The sequence below is a fragment of the Nitrospirota bacterium genome (assembly GCA_030684575.1).
In the GTDB taxonomy this organism is placed as follows: domain Bacteria; phylum Nitrospirota; class Nitrospiria; order Nitrospirales; family Nitrospiraceae; genus Palsa-1315.
In genome coordinates, this window is the sequence record JAUXVD010000016.1 from 21,025 (window position 1) to 37,655 (window position 16,631).

At 56.7% G+C, this 16,631-nt stretch carries 19 protein-coding genes; 17 read left to right on the forward strand and 2 right to left on the reverse strand.

Annotated features, from left to right (window positions below):
- Position 1 precedes the first annotated feature (1 nt).
- The 10 genes from Q8N00_11885 (at position 2) to Q8N00_11930 (ending at position 8,491) form a co-directional block, all read left to right on the forward strand.
- Entirely contained in the window at positions 2–1,003 is a 1,002-nt protein-coding gene (locus tag Q8N00_11885; GenBank protein ID MDP2383493.1) for a hypothetical protein, read from the forward strand.
- Between the two features lie 3 nt (positions 1,004–1,006).
- Positions 1,007–1,636: a PilN domain-containing protein gene (locus Q8N00_11890; protein MDP2383494.1), complete on the forward strand. Its 630-nt coding sequence runs from the start codon at positions 1,007–1,009 to the stop codon at positions 1,634–1,636.
- A 6-nt stretch (positions 1,637–1,642) separates the two neighbouring features.
- Entirely contained in the window at positions 1,643–2,203 is a 561-nt protein-coding gene (pilO, locus tag Q8N00_11895; protein ID MDP2383495.1) for a type 4a pilus biogenesis protein PilO, read from the forward strand.
- Positions 2,204–2,212: 9 nt separating this feature from the next.
- Complete coding sequence (locus Q8N00_11900; GenBank protein ID MDP2383496.1) at positions 2,213–2,797, forward strand: hypothetical protein; 585 nt, start codon at positions 2,213–2,215, stop codon at positions 2,795–2,797.
- 61 nt (positions 2,798–2,858) lie between these two features.
- Complete coding sequence (locus Q8N00_11905) at positions 2,859–3,410, forward strand: hypothetical protein (protein MDP2383497.1); 552 nt, start codon at positions 2,859–2,861, stop codon at positions 3,408–3,410.
- An 81-nt stretch (positions 3,411–3,491) separates the two neighbouring features.
- Positions 3,492–4,496, forward strand: a complete 1,005-nt coding sequence (locus Q8N00_11910; protein MDP2383498.1) for an SDR family oxidoreductase — start codon at positions 3,492–3,494, stop codon at positions 4,494–4,496.
- A gap of 137 nt (positions 4,497–4,633) precedes the next feature.
- Entirely contained in the window at positions 4,634–5,974 is a 1,341-nt protein-coding gene (locus tag Q8N00_11915) for a glutamate-5-semialdehyde dehydrogenase (protein ID MDP2383499.1), read from the forward strand.
- Positions 5,975–6,068: 94 nt separating this feature from the next.
- Entirely contained in the window at positions 6,069–6,230 is a 162-nt protein-coding gene (locus Q8N00_11920) for a hypothetical protein (GenBank protein MDP2383500.1), read from the forward strand.
- Positions 6,200–7,756: a hypothetical protein gene (locus Q8N00_11925; protein ID MDP2383501.1), complete on the forward strand. Its 1,557-nt coding sequence runs from the start codon at positions 6,200–6,202 to the stop codon at positions 7,754–7,756. The genes Q8N00_11920 and Q8N00_11925 overlap by 31 nt, the downstream gene beginning before the upstream one ends.
- 42 nt (positions 7,757–7,798) lie before the next feature.
- A complete protein-coding gene (locus Q8N00_11930; GenBank protein ID MDP2383502.1) occupies positions 7,799–8,491 on the forward strand; it encodes a hypothetical protein in 693 nt (230 codons plus the stop codon).
- Positions 8,492–8,497: 6 nt separating this feature from the next.
- Here the strand turns inward: Q8N00_11930 and Q8N00_11935 are convergent, their stop codons facing one another.
- The gene (locus tag Q8N00_11935; protein MDP2383503.1) at positions 8,498–8,944 is read right to left on the reverse strand and encodes a polymer-forming cytoskeletal protein; all 447 of its coding nucleotides are present in this window, start codon (positions 8,942–8,944) and stop codon (positions 8,498–8,500) included.
- 143 nt (positions 8,945–9,087) lie between these two features.
- On the reverse strand, positions 9,088–9,588 hold the full coding sequence (locus Q8N00_11940) for a polymer-forming cytoskeletal protein (GenBank protein ID MDP2383504.1): 501 nt from the start codon (positions 9,586–9,588) through the stop codon (positions 9,088–9,090).
- Positions 9,589–10,145: 557 nt separating this feature from the next.
- Between Q8N00_11940 and pyrR the strand changes: the two genes are divergently transcribed.
- From pyrR to Q8N00_11975, 7 genes are all read left to right on the forward strand, one after another.
- The gene (pyrR, locus tag Q8N00_11945; protein MDP2383505.1) at positions 10,146–10,703 is read left to right on the forward strand and encodes a bifunctional pyr operon transcriptional regulator/uracil phosphoribosyltransferase PyrR; all 558 of its coding nucleotides are present in this window, start codon (positions 10,146–10,148) and stop codon (positions 10,701–10,703) included.
- A gap of 13 nt (positions 10,704–10,716) precedes the next feature.
- Positions 10,717–11,637, forward strand: coding sequence for an aspartate carbamoyltransferase catalytic subunit (locus Q8N00_11950; protein MDP2383506.1), 921 nt, complete (start codon positions 10,717–10,719; stop codon positions 11,635–11,637).
- Between the two features lie 3 nt (positions 11,638–11,640).
- Positions 11,641–12,927, forward strand: a complete 1,287-nt coding sequence (locus Q8N00_11955; GenBank protein MDP2383507.1) for a dihydroorotase — start codon at positions 11,641–11,643, stop codon at positions 12,925–12,927.
- Entirely contained in the window at positions 12,927–13,448 is a 522-nt protein-coding gene (locus tag Q8N00_11960; protein ID MDP2383508.1) for a DUF4149 domain-containing protein, read from the forward strand. The genes Q8N00_11955 and Q8N00_11960 overlap by 1 nt, the downstream gene beginning before the upstream one ends.
- Entirely contained in the window at positions 13,445–14,620 is a 1,176-nt protein-coding gene (gene carA / locus Q8N00_11965; GenBank protein ID MDP2383509.1) for a glutamine-hydrolyzing carbamoyl-phosphate synthase small subunit, read from the forward strand. Before Q8N00_11960 ends, carA begins: the two co-directional genes overlap by 4 nt.
- Entirely contained in the window at positions 14,613–15,584 is a 972-nt protein-coding gene (sppA, locus tag Q8N00_11970; protein MDP2383510.1) for a signal peptide peptidase SppA, read from the forward strand. Before carA ends, sppA begins: the two co-directional genes overlap by 8 nt.
- 67 nt (positions 15,585–15,651) lie before the next feature.
- On the forward strand, positions 15,652–16,617 hold the full coding sequence (locus tag Q8N00_11975; GenBank protein ID MDP2383511.1) for a M48 family metallopeptidase: 966 nt from the start codon (positions 15,652–15,654) through the stop codon (positions 16,615–16,617).
- The last annotated feature ends 14 nt before the right edge of the window (positions 16,618–16,631 follow it).

Here is a 16,631-nt window from a genome sequence, read left to right on the forward strand (position 1 = left end):
GATGTGGGGGCTTACGGCTAATCGTCCCCGGCATTGTTTGAAAATCGGCGCGCAGACGCTCGCCTGGGGAGAGGCGGTCCGCACCTGGCGAGGGCGATATCGCTACCGCAGTGTTCTCTCGTCGATACCAATAGGGGCCATCAAGCTTTCCCCCATGGATCTGAATCTGGCAGACCTGTCTGCGGTGGAAACCCGCCTTCGGTCATTGGCAGGACCAAGTCACGACGTTCGGTTTGCAGGGCGGGTGTGGTTGCCAGACGTTCCGCGTCCGATTGTGTTGCTATTGCCAGATCTGGCGGTGCGCACGACGGTGTTGCAATTGGACCAATTCCCGGCTCAGGCGGAAGAGCAAGAGTCGCTGATTCGTTGGCGTGTAGGGCAGGAGCAGTTGGTGCCTTTGGCCGGAGCCAAGATTGTTTGGCAGGGCTTCCCTTCATACGGCGCAGGAGACAGACGTTCCCATGTGGTGCTTGTCGTGGCGATACAAGAAACCATCTTGAGACAATATGAGTCTCTCTGTGAGTCGGTTGGCTTGCTTCCTCAGGAGGTCGGCGTGGCCAGCTTTCGTCTGTTCAATCTCTGGCTGAAAGCCGCAGGAGGGCGGAAACGGGCGGGCCGTGATTTGCTCTGGGTCAGTGTATCGGATGGCGGGGTGACCTGCTTTGTGATGCAGGAGGGCCGACTGATATTTGTTCGAACCAAGCGGTTGAGCGTTGAATGCCTCGCAGGTGAAGAAGATCCTGGTTCCGACGTGGCTAACAACATCGTTGAGGAATGTGCCGCGTCACTTCGTGCCTGTGGCGAACACCACCCAGGCCTGAACGTGGCGGAGGTTGTGCTTGCCAGCGATAGTCCATTCCCGACGCTTGAAGAGGCGTTGACTCGCGAGCTTGGTTTGTCGACTGAGAGTCTGGATTGGAAAGCGGTCGAACGGTTGGGTTGGACTCACGATGGGGGGAGCAGACCATGGGCGACGCTCTCTGCCGTGGCGGGGGTGGTATAGGCGATGGCTTCAGGACGAAAATTCTTTCGGATGTTCGCCGGTAGGGTGAACCATGTCCTGGTGAAGCCAGGAGGCACACGATATCTTCACATCGAACTGAGCAGCCGATACCGCTGGTATCTTGCGCCGACACGAGTCGTGCTGGTTGCGCTCAGCTGGATCCTGGGGGGGGCAATTCTTTGGAGTGTGAGCCTGACCGTGATGGCGATGCATGATCGGCAGGATTTGCAAGCACGACTGGATCATGTTCGTGTGCAAGATCATCAGCTCCTTGCCGAGGCCCAGCGGGAAGGTCTTGATCTCTCCGTGTCTTCATTACAACAGCTGCCGGGGGAGGTCAGTTTGGCGAACCAGCTACTCACCAAACGGCATTTTTCCTGGACGCAGTTTCTGTCCGCTCTTGAAACCGCCATCCCCCTGCATGTGTCGATTCAGAGTATACGCCTAGATCCCGGGAGCGCGGTCGTCCACATGACTGGGTTGGCGGTGACAGTCGAAGATGTCACCGCGCTGACAGTTACCTTGCAGGATCACGCCGTGTTTCGCGACCCTGTGCTGGGCCAACATCGGGTAGGACAGGATGGTTTGGTTGAGTTTGACTTGACGCTGCATTATCGGCAACCTGGCGCATAGAGCTACATGATGGATTTTATCCTCCAACAGCTACGAAAACCCTATGGGATTTTGATTCCATGGCTCGTGCTGGTGTTCCTGCTGATCGGAGTATTGTGGGCGACGTGCACGGTGGGGATTGATGGAGCGGAACAGAGCCGGGCCAAATTGGAACGTGAATGGAGCACAGCCCATCAAGAGTATATTCTCCATAAGGACGCACAGAAAGCGCGGAAGGATCTTGCGCAAGTGTGGTCTGTCTTGCCGGGTGAACGAGACTTTGCTCCCTTGGCGCTCGGCATTACTGAGGAGGCCAAGCGTGATCGAGTGATCCTGCCCGCTCTCTCCTATAAGACGGAATCCACGACGGTGGCCCATACGAGTAAGGGTGTGCTTCAAGGCACGATGACCGGTCGCTACGAGGATCTTCGCCGGTTTCTCTATGACGTAGAGACGGCTGAGGAGCTCGTATACATTGAGGATTTGGAGCTTGTACGCTCAGGCGCCCAGCAGGACCAGACGTTGACGTTCAACATTAAAATTGCCACGTACCTTCGTGGTGAGCCTGGTAAGGCCACGGTTCAGTAGCGTCGAGACATGATGATGACGAATCGAAAAAAAGTGATGGTGTTGGCCGTGCTCGGCCTCTTGTGGGGTGGCATTGTTGTCTGGCAATGGCTGGCTGTCGAAGAACCCGTACGTGTGCCACTGGCAAATGTGACGGGCCCTACGTCCAGGCCCATGGCACCTCGTGGAGGAGTCGATAGGTTGCATGTGCAGCTTGACCTTCTCGCCGCGACAAGGACGCAACGAGAGATGACATTCACGACGCCACGAAATATCTTTGCCCCGCCTCGTCGCAATGATTCAGCGGCTGCTAGTGCACAGGAGTCTGAGCCTGCTCCTAGGTCGGAGCAGGCGTTGCGCCAACAGGCCGTTCTCGACGAATTGGGACAGTTTCACTATCTCGGGTTTGTGAGAATGGAGGAAACGTGGCGAAAAACCGGTCAGATGGCTGTGCTCAGGAAGAATGACGACCTTCATGTCGTCAGGACCGGTGAAACCGTAGAAGATCAAGTTCTGGTAAAGGCCATCACGCAAGAGAGTGTGACGTTGCTAGATCGTCCGTCACGAGTGGAGCATACGGTCATGCTCTCCGAGGAAGCTCCGACACAGCCCTAACGGTTCTATGCGCATCTGCCGACAGCGACGAGTTTTCAGCGAGCAAGGTGTAACCTACCTCATGCTCATGTTTGCGATCGTCTTGATCGGTATCGCTACGACTGCTGCAGCAAAACAATGGAAGGTCATCGTCCAGCGGGAACTTGAGGCGGATCTGTTGGCCAAAGGAATTGAGATTCAGAATGCGCTCGCATTCTATTCCGCGACGGTCAAGGCGGGCCGTGTGATGCCAGGAGAGATCTATCCCCAGACCCTGGCGGACCTCACGAGATTGCCCAAACCATTTTTACGCAAGGTCTATCTTGACCCCATGGGTCATGGAGAGTGGGAATATCTCAGGGCTCCGACAGGCGGTATCATGGGTGTGCGGAGTAGGAGTCGCGCGAAGCCATTCCGGCAGCGCGATTTTCCCCTTGCTGTCCGGCATTTTGAGGGGCGCGCCACCTATCATGATTGGGTCTTCCAACATCCGAATCCCTCATCAGCGCAGAGCGTGCCACAAGGGGCTGCGCCGGGTGCGATGGCGCCATTAGCGACGGGATCCTCGAGCACAACTGGCGGCGGCACGTCAGTTTCTCCGTCAACTCAGAGGCCGCCGAGCATGAATCCTTAATCCCCCCCTAGCGCCCCTATATCGATTCCTGAAAATATTATGGTATTCACAACGAGAGAAGCGTAAAAGAGGCGTCATCGTATGCGTATCCTTATTACAGGTGGAGCTGGGTTCCTCGGGAGTCATCTCTCCGATTTGCTACTGCAAGGTGGACATTCCATCATCTGCATGGACAACCTCCTGACGGGACGGATGGAGAACATTGCCCATTTGCTCGGGCACGACCGGTTCTCCTTCATTAAATACGACGTCTGCGACTATCTTCATGTTGAGGGGGCGTTGGATGCCGTCATGCATTTTGCCTCGCCTGCCAGTCCGCAAGACTACATGGAGTTTCCGATTGCCACGATGAAGGTCGGGGCGATGGGGACGCATAAAGTACTGGGGTTGGCACGAGCAAAAGGCGCGCGATTTATCCTTGCCAGCACATCGGAGGTCTATGGTGATCCTCTCGTGAACCCTCAACCGGAAACGTACTGGGGGAATGTGAACCCGATTAGCCCCCGTGGGGTCTACGATGAAGCGAAACGGTTTGCCGAGGCGATGACCATGGCGTTTCATCGCTATCATGGCGTCGATACGAGGATTGTGCGTATTTTTAATACGTTCGGTCCACGCATGCGTCCGCACGATGGCCGGGTTGTGTCTAATTTTATCGTTCAGGCACTCCAGGGAAAGCCGCTCAGTGTATTCGGCGATGGGTCCCAGACCAGGAGCTTCTGCTATGTCGAGGACCTGGTCCGCGGCATTACCTCATTGCTCATGCTGAATTCAGACAAGACGGTCGAGCAACGGACAGACCGAAAGTTTCTGCTCAGGCAGAAAGCAGGCGTGGATGATTCCAGCATGCACGACCCGGTAAATATTGGAAATCCGCGTGAATTGACCGTGTTGGAGATCGCGAAATTGGTCTTGAAGCTGACGCATTCATCAAGCCAAATCACATACAATCCATTGCCAGCCGATGATCCAAAAGTCAGACGGCCTGATATTTCACGGGCGCGCAGTCTCCTGAAATGGGAGCCTCACGTAGAGCTCGACGAGGCCCTCCTCCGGACGATCGAATATTTCAAGAAAGTGATCTAGGTGTTGATTCTGGCGCGATAGGTCGCCTTCCTTGGTCTGTTCCGAAGGGAAAACAGGCTACAATGGCCGCCTTGACCGCGTCGAAACTCCCGCTGTATCCTGTCATAGCTTACACGTCACAAGGGATCAGTCTTTTTATGTTATCTGACCAAACGAATCAGGCGGACACGTCGCTCGAACCCATCGAAGAATCAACGGCCGTGGAGGTCGTTGCGCCTCCCGTACCGATTCCTGAGTATGTCAATGAATTGGTCACGCGCGCCAAACAGGCCGCTGGCCGGCTGGCGACGTTGTCGACGGTCGTGAAGAACCGTGCGCTTCTCGCGATGGCAGAGGCGCTTGAAACACAGCAGGATGCGTTGCTTGCCGCCAACGAACTGGATCTGGAGGCGTTCGGAGCTGAGCCGGAGAAGCAGGCGATGGCGGATCGGCTCCGTTTGACCGCCGAGAGGATCACCGAGATGGCTGCGGGTCTGCGTGAAGTGGCTGCGCTTCCCGATCCTCTCGGGGACATGCCGAAGATGTGGACCAGGCCGAACGGGATGCAAGTGGGGCGCGTACGGGTTCCCATCGGCGTCATCGGCATTATTTATGAGTCCCGCCCAAACGTCACGGCCGATTCCGCCGCGCTCTGTTTGAAATCCGGGAACGCCTGCGTGTTGCGGGGCGGGAGCGAGGCCATCCACTCGAATACGGCGATTGCAACCGTCTTATCAGAAGCGGCAGAGAAAGCCGGTGTTCCGGCCGGAGCGATTACCTTTGTGGCGCGGTCCGAACGTGAGTTGGTCCCTCTGTTACTGAAGCAAGATCGCTATGTCGACCTGATCATCCCGCGCGGCGGCGAATCACTCATGCGCGTCGTGACCGAGCATGCCACGATCCCTGTCATCAAGCACGATGCCGGGGTCTGTCACATCTATGTCGATGCCGACGCTGATCCGGCCATGGCGGAACGGGTCTGTTTCAATGCGAAGGTGCAACGACCGTCGACCTGCAATGCCGTGGAGACCCTCTTAGTCCATCAGGGCATTGCGCGAAACTGGCTCGCCCCATTTATTGAAAAGTTGGTAGAGGCCAAGGTCGAGGTTCGCGGCTGTCAGAAGACCTGTCAGTTGTCATCGTCGGCCAAACCCGCAAGCGACGAGGATTTCGGAAAAGAATTCCTCGATCTCACCGTGGCGGTCAAAGTGGTCAAGAACGTCGATGAAGCGATGGAACATATCGCCAAATACGGCTCACGCCATACGGAGGCGATCGTGACCTCCGATTACCCCAAGGCGATGCGATTTTTGCGCGAGGTCGATGCCAGCGCGGTGTTGGTGAATGCCTCGACCAGGTTAAACGATGGCTTTCAGTTCGGGCTGGGAGCGGAAATCGGGATCAGCACGTCCCGTATCCATGCCCGAGGCCCGATGGGGCTTGAAGAATTGACCTGCTTCAAGTTTATCGTCTTGGGGAGCGGGCAAGTCCGCGAGTAGATGTCCTCCGATCCACTCTCTGTCGCACTGAGAACGTCAGGTCACCTTCACTTCCCAGTCAATCTTCCTTTCGCACGGGATCTCGAGGAGGCGGGTGGACGAGTCGTCCGCCAGCCCACCGGGCATCTTGTGTTTTCTCGCCAGGACGGTCGCCGGTTTCTGGCAACCGATCCGCATGGACATCCGTTACATGAATGCGAGTGGGGGACCGACTCCTCAGGCGCTGTGGTTCTACTCCGTGCTCGAATCCGGTTAGATTGGGGACAATGGGTGGGGTTGAAGCCGGCTGGGTTGGTGAATGAAACCAGCCTCAATCTTGCCAGTAAGCCCGGTTGGCAGCGGTTGACGGCTGACGATCTGCGAGCGATGGCCGCGCAGGCTCTCCGGGTCCCGATCGAAGAAATTCGATTTTTTTACCGGGATGGGGATCTCGCGATCGGGTCGACCGGTCGAGCGACGATTCGCCAACGAAAAGATGCCTTCTATGTCCTGCAGGATGGGGACTTCGAACGAGCTCGTTTTATGTCCTGCATGGGAGCGATGAATTGGGCCTCTATTGATTTTTTGCCGGTCGTCGAACTCTTCAAGTCACTGCTACCGGGAACAGGGTCTGCCGTGTTTGAATTGATACGTGGACTGTATGACGATCAGAACGAGAAGCATGCGACTCCACGCCCTTTGCGATATCGGGGGATTCCAACCTATCCGTCGGAAGCGGCCTTTGGGTTGTTTAGTAGTTTCTTTACTCCCCAGGCGCCAGGGGGGGGGCATCCGTTCACGCTCTTTATGAATCCTGAGCGGTCCAATCAAGTCAGTTGGCTGCCATCGGGGACACCGCCGACGCGATATTTTGATCAACGAGCGGATGCCTGTCTGACAGTCCAGGGTAGCGTGTTGCGTAAGGTGACCGTGGCGTCAGATTCCTCCGGGCTATCCTATCTGAGTTCGAAAGGCCGTCGGTTTGCCCACTGTGACCGGAGTGCCGCAATTGTCGGAACGCATATCATCCTGAAGGATCGCGATCGTGAGACCGCGTTGGCCATGACCCTGCCGACGGGGATCCATGAGCAGACTGGCGCGCCTGTGGCCACGAGCCCGGTCGATTGGCGGTCGGTCTTTGTCCAGGGAATTCCGTTCATCCCCCCATCCACAGCCTACGGCGCCGTGTTGCTCTATCCGGAAGACGAATCCCAAATCGGTGAACGTGCGGCACAGCCATTTGTGGCGGACTATCTACAAGATCTTGGTGAGCAGGACCGGGAAATTGGCGCGGCGCTTTCACATGCCGGGCGCGTCCTCATCGACAACGGCGACGCCGTGATCGCGACCTGCATGATGTTTGATCGGCCCAGAGACTATACCGTGCGGATCTACGATGCCGCGCTTGCGCAAAAGCAGGCGCAACAACTCTGGAACGTCTGTGCGGAGTCGCAGCGGTGGGATTGGCTCACACACATCCGATTCGTTTCCACCGAAGGACCGCAAGAGCCAGAGGCTCCTCACTCTTATGATGTGCTGTATCACTGGGTACCCTATGAGGGAGGCGACCAACCAGCCAGGTTGACAGGCTGTCTGAAGGGGATCAGCCTGGCTCTTCGGGGAGGAGGGCATGCCTTCGTCATTGGTCCGGCACAGTTGGGCCGACAGGGCTCGACCGTTGGGCTCCAGGTCTGCTGGGAGGAGCTGGTCGAACAGCTCCCCACATTTCGGATGCATCGCACGATTTTGCCGCGAGCCACACTCAAGACAGGGCTCACGTTGTTTCACCTGAAGAAGGTGTAAGGTGCTTGCACTGCATGTCATGGATCGATTACGGTTATCCCTATGAGCGAACCGACGCCAGAGCAGATCGACGGCGAAGAACCGAGCGACAAAGTCGTCATCTATTGGGAGCGGGAGTATTCGACGGCCTTCGCGCCGGAGCGATTGAAGCTCGATTTCATGCCGCATCGCCCGTTATTGTCCGGGATGTCGTTGAACGAACAGCGGACGGTGGCGGTTGAGGGCTACAAGGTGATTCCTGACGATTGTGGACCGGTGCGAACGGTGGGGCAGTACGGGTGGCTCATTCGTTCCCCCGCTGACTGTAAAATTCGCCGAACGACCGATGGGGTCAAGTGGCAGGCCCCACCGATTTTGCCGGAAGAGCGAGTCCTTGGCTATAAGTCGTTTTCAGGGACCTATGTCGATCTCATCTTAAATAGCGGGTATCCCAAGCTTTGTTGCGGTATCCGGTTCTACTATCCCAAGCAGGTGGGCTTGATGATGAAGGACGTGCCGAACCATTTCTATCATTATCCAGACCGGACGTTTTTTGTATGGGAGGGGATTAAGACGCAAGAGTATAAACGTACGCCGAATATGTACGACTGGCTTCAGGACTATGATGCGTTCACGGCGAATTTTCTCTTGCAACTCACGAAGCCAACGACGATTAAGCGGGGCGATCCCATCGGCATCGTGGTTCCGGTGATGCTGCCCAAGCAGTTTTCTCTCGAAGAGCTCAAACATCCTTAGCGAAACCTAGTAGCCCGGTGCCCGCAGCCTGCCACGGTGGACGGCGAGGTCATGAACCTTCTCGTTCGATGCACTGCGGTCCTCAACCCATTTCTCAGTCCCCATATCGGATAGGCCGTGAAAGTGCGCTCCCGCCTCAATAGAAATTGTCGGAGTGCGGATATCGCCGATCACAATCCCCGGGTTCAGGATCGTGACCTGTTTAGAGGCTGTGACATCTCCCTTGATTTTTCCGCTCGTGATTAAGACCCCGGCTGTGATGTTGCCTTTGATGATCGCATGTTCCCCAACCGTCAGCGTCCCGGTTGAGTGGAGTTCACCTTCCAGCTGACCATCGACCCGAACGTTTCCCTCCAAGGTCAGGGTGCCTTTAAAGACGACGTCTTTTCCCAGAAATGTAAAATCTTCCTGCCCCGTTACTGTCCCCGCTTGAGTGTTTCCGAACGCCCACATGACATCCTCCTAATACCTACGCTCCCTATGACGAGCCCGCACGGCTGTCCAGATTGGGCGCTCGGGGGCCCTGTGCATGCGAGTTGGGCTTCCACATTGCTGTGCGTTCATACGAGAGGCAGTCAGGTTACGTTTCATGGGCCCTAGACCGCAGCTCGCTTGAGGGGTGAGACGCTGGCGTCGTCGACGGAGCGGAGCGTCGTTTCCCGGCTCACTTCTCGAACTGCTTGTGTCATCTCCAATGTGCCATTGAAGAGCACGCCGTCCTCGATCGAGAGCATCGGGGTCTTCAGGCCGCCATTGAGCACGGCAGGCGCAAGCAGCTTGATTTTTTCTTTTGCCACGACATCGCCGGTGATTTTCCCCATACACACGATGGTCCCTGCGCTCACTTTGGCTGTGAGGACGGCTTCTTCTCCGACCAACAGGGTCCCGTCGGTGTGGATCTCTCCATCAAGGAAGCCATCGATTCGCACCGTGCCGCTGTATGAGATCGTGCCTTTGAATTCGACGCCTTTGCCGACGAAGGCCACGATGGCTTCAGTCGATTCCGGTCGAGAGTTTGGCGATGAAGGGATATTGCCCTCCAGGTCTGAGAGGGATTGCGTCGAACGTCTGCTGTCCTGCTTTTCCGGCTGCCACATAATCGGTCCTCCTCTGTGTGTTGGATCAGGTAACGTTGGTCTCAGTTTCTGTTATGACCTGTATCGGTTGGTGAACGAGAAATATTGAGCGTTCGATGCCGATGTGGCCCAACTATGCATCTCACTGTCCAGTTTTTCCCCTGGAGAGACAGGACGGCTCCTTGCCGTGGGTGCAGCGGACCACTATATGTTGTGGGTTGGTGCATCGTGGCGGTGGCCCATGGGGGGCTTATTGTGGATGTATTTGACGGTAGGTCTTGTCACTGAAGTGGGAATAGCTCAGATTTTTCGATAGCAGGTACGGCCATTTCGAGAGGAGTCTTGGTCCCATCACCTGGAGAGGTGGAATCTCTCTGTGCGGGCCCGTAGCGCGAGTATCGTCTCACAGCTTGACAGCGTTCCTTCGGCCTCAGTAAGATACCCCAACCTTTAATGCTCATCCTGCGAGGTGAGCAAGGAGTGTCCGTGGGCTTCAAGCACGTTCGTGTCCGTCGATATACGCCAGCCTTCTCGTCGGATTTCGATGAGAGGGTTTTTTTATGTGTGGAATCAATACGATGAGCCCTACACCTCAGGATCGACCTCAAGAGCGGCTCGTGATGGATACGGGAGATATTGCGCGGGCGGTCACCCGCATTGCCCATGAAATTCTCGAGCGGAATAAGGGCGTGCAGGATTTGGCGCTGGTCGGGATTCGAACCGGGGGAGTGCATCTGGCCCATCGGCTGGTGAAACGTATTCAGGAAATTGAAGCGGCGTCGGTGCCGATCGGTGAGTTGGACATTACGCTCTATCGGGACGACCTCTCGATGCGGAAAGAGCAGCCGATTCTCCGCAAGACATCGGTTCCGTTTGATATTTCTGACAAGATTATTGTGTTAGTCGATGACGTCCTGTTCACGGGGCGAACCATCCGCGCGGCGATGGATGGGTTGATCGATTTTGGCCGACCGGCGGAGATTCAGCTGGCAGTGCTGGTCGACCGAGGCCATCGTCAGTTGCCGATCAAGGCTACGTATATCGGGAAAAATATTCCGACGTCTCGTGAAGAGAAGATTCAAGTGTTGCTGGAAGAACAAGGCGAAGATGATCGGGTGGTGATTCTCAAGGCCTGAGGTGGAGGAAACGATGAGCCTCAAACGTAAAGACCTCTTGAGCCTGGCGCCTTTGTCGGTCGACGAGATCCGGTTAATCTTGGAGACGGCCGACTCGTTCAAGGAAGTGAGCGGTCGTGAAATTAAAAAAGTCCCGGCCCTCCGTGGGCGTACCGTGGTCAATCTGTTTTTTGAGCCCAGTACGAGGACTCGCACCTCATTCGAGTTAGCGGCGAAACGGCTGAGCGCCGATGTGATCAATTTTTCGCCGTCGTCGAGCAGTGTGGTCAAAGGGGAAACATTGCTCGATACCGCGCGCAATATCGAGGCGATGCAGGCGGATATTATCGTTTTGCGCCACCCCTCGGCCGGTGCAGCCGAGGCCCTGGCCCGCGGCGTGAAATCTTCCGTGATCAATGCCGGAGACGGGTGGCATGAGCATCCGACCCAAGGTCTCTTGGATCTCTATACCATTCGGGAGCGGGGCCTGTCGTTCGAGGGGCTCAAGGTGGCGATCGTCGGGGATGTCGCGCATAGCCGGGTGGCTCGTTCGAACATTCATGCGCTGGTCAAGTTAGGTGCGGAAGTTCGGGTCGTCGGGCCGCCGACGATGATACCGAGTGGTGTCGATAAGCTGGGCGCACGAGTCTATTATCATCTCGACGAGGCGTTACGCGGCGTGCAGGTCATCATGATGTTGCGATTGCAGCTCGAACGGCAGGGCAAGGCGATGTTTCCAACCATCCGTGAATATGCGCGGCTCTACGGGTTGACGGCTGAGCGGGTCAAGTTAGCCGACCCAGGGGCCATCGTGATGCATCCAGGCCCGATCAATCGAGGGGTCGAAATTGCTCCGGAGGTGGCCGATAGTCTGTCCTCGGTCATTCTGGATCAGGTGGCGAACGGCGTGGCCGTTCGCATGGGTATTCTCTATCTTATGTCAGGAGCGAACTGAATCGTGGCTATTCACATTGCGGGCGGGCACGTGATCGATCCGGGACGGTTCAATGGCGTGGCCGATGTGCTGATCGATGAAGGGCGAATCGTCGCGGTGGGGCCGAATCTGACGGCTCCCGCGGGGGCCACGAAGATTGATGCCAGGGGACGATTGGTGCTTCCAGGCTTTGTCGACCTTCATGTCCATTTCAGGGAGCCTGGGTTCGAATACAAAGAGTCGATTCAGAGTGGCGCGGCGGCGGCGGTAGCCGGCGGGTTCACGTCAGTCTGTTGTATGCCGAACACGAATCCCGTCAACGACAATCAAGCGATTACAGAGTTCATGCTCGAGCGGGCGAGGGCGGCCGGGCTGGCAAATGTGTTTCCGATCGGCGCGATCACGAAAGGCTCCGAAGGGAAAGAACTGGCGGAGATCGGCGACTTGCGGCGTGCCGGTTGTGTCGCCATTTCGGATGACGGGAAACCGGTGATGAACAGTTTGGTGATGCGGCGAGCCATGGAGTACGCCTTGGCCTTCGATGTGGCGGTGGTCGATCATTGCGAAGATCTGCACCTCGCCGAGGGGGGCTGTATGAACGAAGGGGCGATCTCAACCGAGTTGGGGCTCCCGGGGATTCCCTCTGCGGCAGAAGATGTGATGGTAGCGCGTAATGTGGCCTTGGCTGAATTGACCGGGGCTCGGCTGCATCTAGCTCATATCAGCACTGAAGGCTCGGCCCGGATGGTGCGAGAGGCTAAGTCCCGTGGGCTGAGAGTGACGGCCGAGGCCTGTCCCCATCACTTTACCATCACGGAGGAAACAGTCCGAGGGTACAACACCTATGCCAAAATGAATCCCCCGCTTCGGACCTGGAAAGATGTACAAGCTATTAAGGAGGGTCTTCGCGACGGAACCATTGATGTCATTGCCACGGATCATGCGCCGCATGCCACGCAGGAAAAGCAGCTGGGTTTTGCCGAAGCGCCGTTCGGCATTGTCGGGCTGGAGACCGCGCTGCCGTTGACCTTCGCCTTGGTCGATGAAGGGGTCTTGTCGTTGGAGGCGGCGGTCGATAAACTGAGTACCGCTCCGGCGAAGGTGTTTGGATTGGCCAAAGGCACGTTGGCGATCGGGGCCGATGCCGATGTCACGATTGTCGACCAACAGGAATCCTGGGAAGTCGATCCAGCCAAGTTTTTCTCGAAAAGTCGAAATACCCCCTTTGCCGGATGGAAGGTGAAGGGGCGAGTACGAACGACCATCGTCGGCGGTCGGGTCGTGTTCGAGGCCAGTCAGGCGGAGGGCTAGTGCCACGCCACTTCCGCTGGGGCATGGTCTGTTGCCTGACATGTGAATGGCTGGCCTTGGGCATATGGGTCGGCGGGTTGCTGGTGCTGATCGGAGCGGTCATTCCCGCGGTCTTTAATACGTTCGGTGGGCAAGACTCAGGCGGGTTCTTTCTGACGCGAGCCTTTGAGGGGTATAATCACTTCGTGATCGGGGCGCTGGCAGTCTTGTGTGCCGGAACATGGTATCGCTGGTGGAGTGGCAATCAGGCGGTGGCGGTTAGTCGGAGCGAGATGGCGTTGCTGCTGGGGATGTCGGTGGTTGCCGGGATCATTATTCTCTGGCTACATCCAGAGGCCGCCTCGCTTCAAGCTCAGGCCTTCGCCGTAAAAGATGAGGCCGCAAGAAAGGCGGCGTTCGAAGCATTTTTCCGTATTCATATGCCGGTTCGATCGCTCTATATGGTGAATCTTGTGCTGGGTATCCTACTGACCGGAATCAAGGCAAAACGGTTGCTGCATCGGGACGGAGCGTGCACGTGAAAAAAGCGTTATTAGCATTGGCGGATGGCACGCTCTTCGAGGGGCGCGCATTGGGGTATGAAGGGGAGACGGTCGGTGAAGTCGTGTTTAACACGGCCATGACTGGCTACCAGGAAGTTTTGACCGACCCCTCCTATAAAGGTCAGATTATTACGATGACCTGCCCCCACATTGGAAACTACGGGGTCACGCCGGAGGATGTCGAGTCGAGGCGGATCTGGGCCGAAGGGTTCATCGTCAAAGAGGCCAGTACGCTCGCCAGTAACTGGCGCAGCAAGCAGCAGCTCCAAAGCTATTTGCACGATGCGAAGGTCGTCGGCATCGAAGGGCTGGATACGAGGGCCCTCACGCGCCACTTGCGCGAACATGGCTCGCAGCAGGGCCTCATTACCCATATTGAGATGGATGCCCGCCGAGCGGTGGAGAAGGCGAAAGCGGCCCCCAGCATCATTGGCCGCGATCTGGCGACCACTGTCACCTGCGAGCAATTCTATCGATGGACGGAGGGATCGGGGGAATGGATTCCTGCACTCGGCGACAAACCTCGCGTCGCTGCGACCAGACGTTGGCATGTCGTGGCCTATGATTTTGGGGTGAAACAGAATATTCTTCGCCAACTGGTGGATGTGGGCTGCGACGTCACCGTTGTGCCGGCTTCGACCACCGCAAAGCAGGTTCACGCGCTCAAGCCGGATGGGGTTTTTCTGTCAAACGGGCCAGGGGATCCTGAGGGGGTACCGTATGCCATCGAGGCGGTGCGGGAGTTGATCGGTCAGTATCCGCTCTTTGGTATTTGCTTAGGACATCAGATTCTTGGCCTCGCGCTGGGGCTCAAGACCTATAAATTAAAGTTCGGCCATCATGGGGCAAATCATCCCGTCATGGATCTCCGCACGAGACAAGTTGAGATCACGTCCCAGAACCACAACTTCGCCGTGCAAGTCACGCAGCCGATCAGTGCTATTCCAGATCGGCCGCCCGTCATCGAGACATCGTTTGGGAAAGTCGCAGTGACACATCTGAGTCTGAACGATCACTCCATCGAAGGATTGGCCTGTGTGGATCGTCCGGTGTTTTCGGTGCAGTATCACCCGGAGGCCTCTCCCGGGCCCCATGATTCGGCCTATTTATTCACCGAGTTTATTCAGCTGATGGAGAAACAGCATGCGTAGAATGTGTGTCGCCCTTGGTCGGCTGTGCCTCCTTGCGGTCATCAGTCTGCAATCCGGTTGCATCACGGTCAACCTCATCGAGCCATCGGGGCCGGTGCAGGAAGTACAGCTGAGCGGCACGGGAGATGGAAAAGTGTTGTTGCTCGATCTGTCGGGTGTGATCAGCTCGCAAGATAAAGAGGGCCTCGTGTCGCAGCCCAATATGTTGGCCACGTTCAGGGAAGAGCTGACGAGAGCCGCCAAGGATGAGAAGGTCAAAGCCGTGGTCGTTCGGATCAACAGTCCTGGTGGAACCGTGACGGCTTCGGACATCCTCTATCACGAGTTGCGGGAGTTCAAGCTCAAGAAGAAGGTTCCCGTGATTGCTTCGATGATGGATGTCGCGGCGTCAGGGGGCTACTACCTGGCCATGGCGGCGGACAGCATTTTGGTCCATCCCTCGACGGTGACTGGCAGCATCGGTGTCATCATGCTGACCGTCAATGCCCGAGGCTTACTCGAAAAAGTGGGCGTCGAGGCGAACGCCATCACCTCAGGTCCCCGTAAGGACATGGGCTCACCCTTTCGAGTTATGACACCGGAAGAGCGGGGGATTTTTCAGAGTGTGATCGACTCCTTCTATCATCGGTTTCTGGCCGTGGTACAGGAGGGGCGCCCCCATCTGACGCCCGATCAAATCAAGAAATTGGCCGATGGACGGATCTATTCAGGAGACCAGGCGAAGGCGGCAGGTTTGATCGACGAGATCGGCTATCTTGATGACGCACTCGAGCTGGCCAAGAAGAAGGCGGGTCTGACAGAGGCGCGGGTTGTGACCTATGGGCGTCGGGGGGAATATCAGAATAATATTTACTCGCGTTTGTTCGGGACGAGTTCTGTGAGTATGGCCGGGTTCGCCAATTTGGATTTGCTGTCGATGGTACGGGGTGGTACGCCACAGTTCATGTATCTCTGGATGCCGTAACGTAGAATTCGTCGATCTGACCATCTATTGATCTGGCGATCGATGGGGATCTCTGAAGTTGCTTGCAATGACACAGTTAACAGATCAACAGATCAACAGACACTTCGCGACGCCGATCGGGCGGCGAGCGATGCTGGCGTTGGGCGCCCATGGAGCCATGAACCTCTGTACGGTCTTGGGGGTTGGCGCAGCCATGAGTCTGTTCGGCAGTCTGGCCGGTTGTTATCGAGCACCTGGTACGGCTCGCGATCAGGTGATTTTTTTCTCCGAAGAGAAGGAGCTGGAATTCGGATTGAGCGCGTTCCGCGAGGTATTGCGCTCGGCGCCTCTGAGTGACAATGCGGAAGTGAATGAGTTGGTGCACCGGGTGGGACGAAAAATCGCTGACGCTGCCAACAAGCCGGAGTATCAGTGGGAGTTCGCGGTCATTCAAGACGATAAGATGGTCAATGCATTCGCTCTTCCAGGCGGGAAGGTCGCCATCTTCACCGGAATTCTCAAGACGACGAAAGACGATGCTGGCTTAGCGACCGTGATAGGGCATGAGGTCGCACATGCACTACAGCGTCACGGGGTCGAGCGAATGAGCCGGAGTATCCTGGATCAAATTGCGCAATTGGGCGCATTGGGTGCGGCGGCCTCAGGCCATGCGAATCCCGGTGCGATCCAGGGTCTGTTGGGGGCGTACGGGGTCAATGTGTCGTTGCCGTTTAATCGAAAACAAGAATCAGAGGCCGACTACATCGGACTTCGATTGATGGCACAGGCCGGGTACGATCCGCGCGAGGCGGTCCCATTTTGGGAGCGCATGAGCGGTTGTCCGAGGCAGATGATCGGGAAGGTCTGTTTTCGCTCGCAGCAGGCGGTCCCTGAGTTTCTGTCCACCCATCCGTCCGATTTGACACGTATCAACCAGATTGAAGCCTGGTTACCTGAGGCGCTCCAGTATTATCATGGGCCTGGAGGTGGGACGGCTCCACCGCCACCAGCGCCATACAGGCCGACGATCGGGCCTATGCCACAAACTAGCTAGCTGACCATAACACG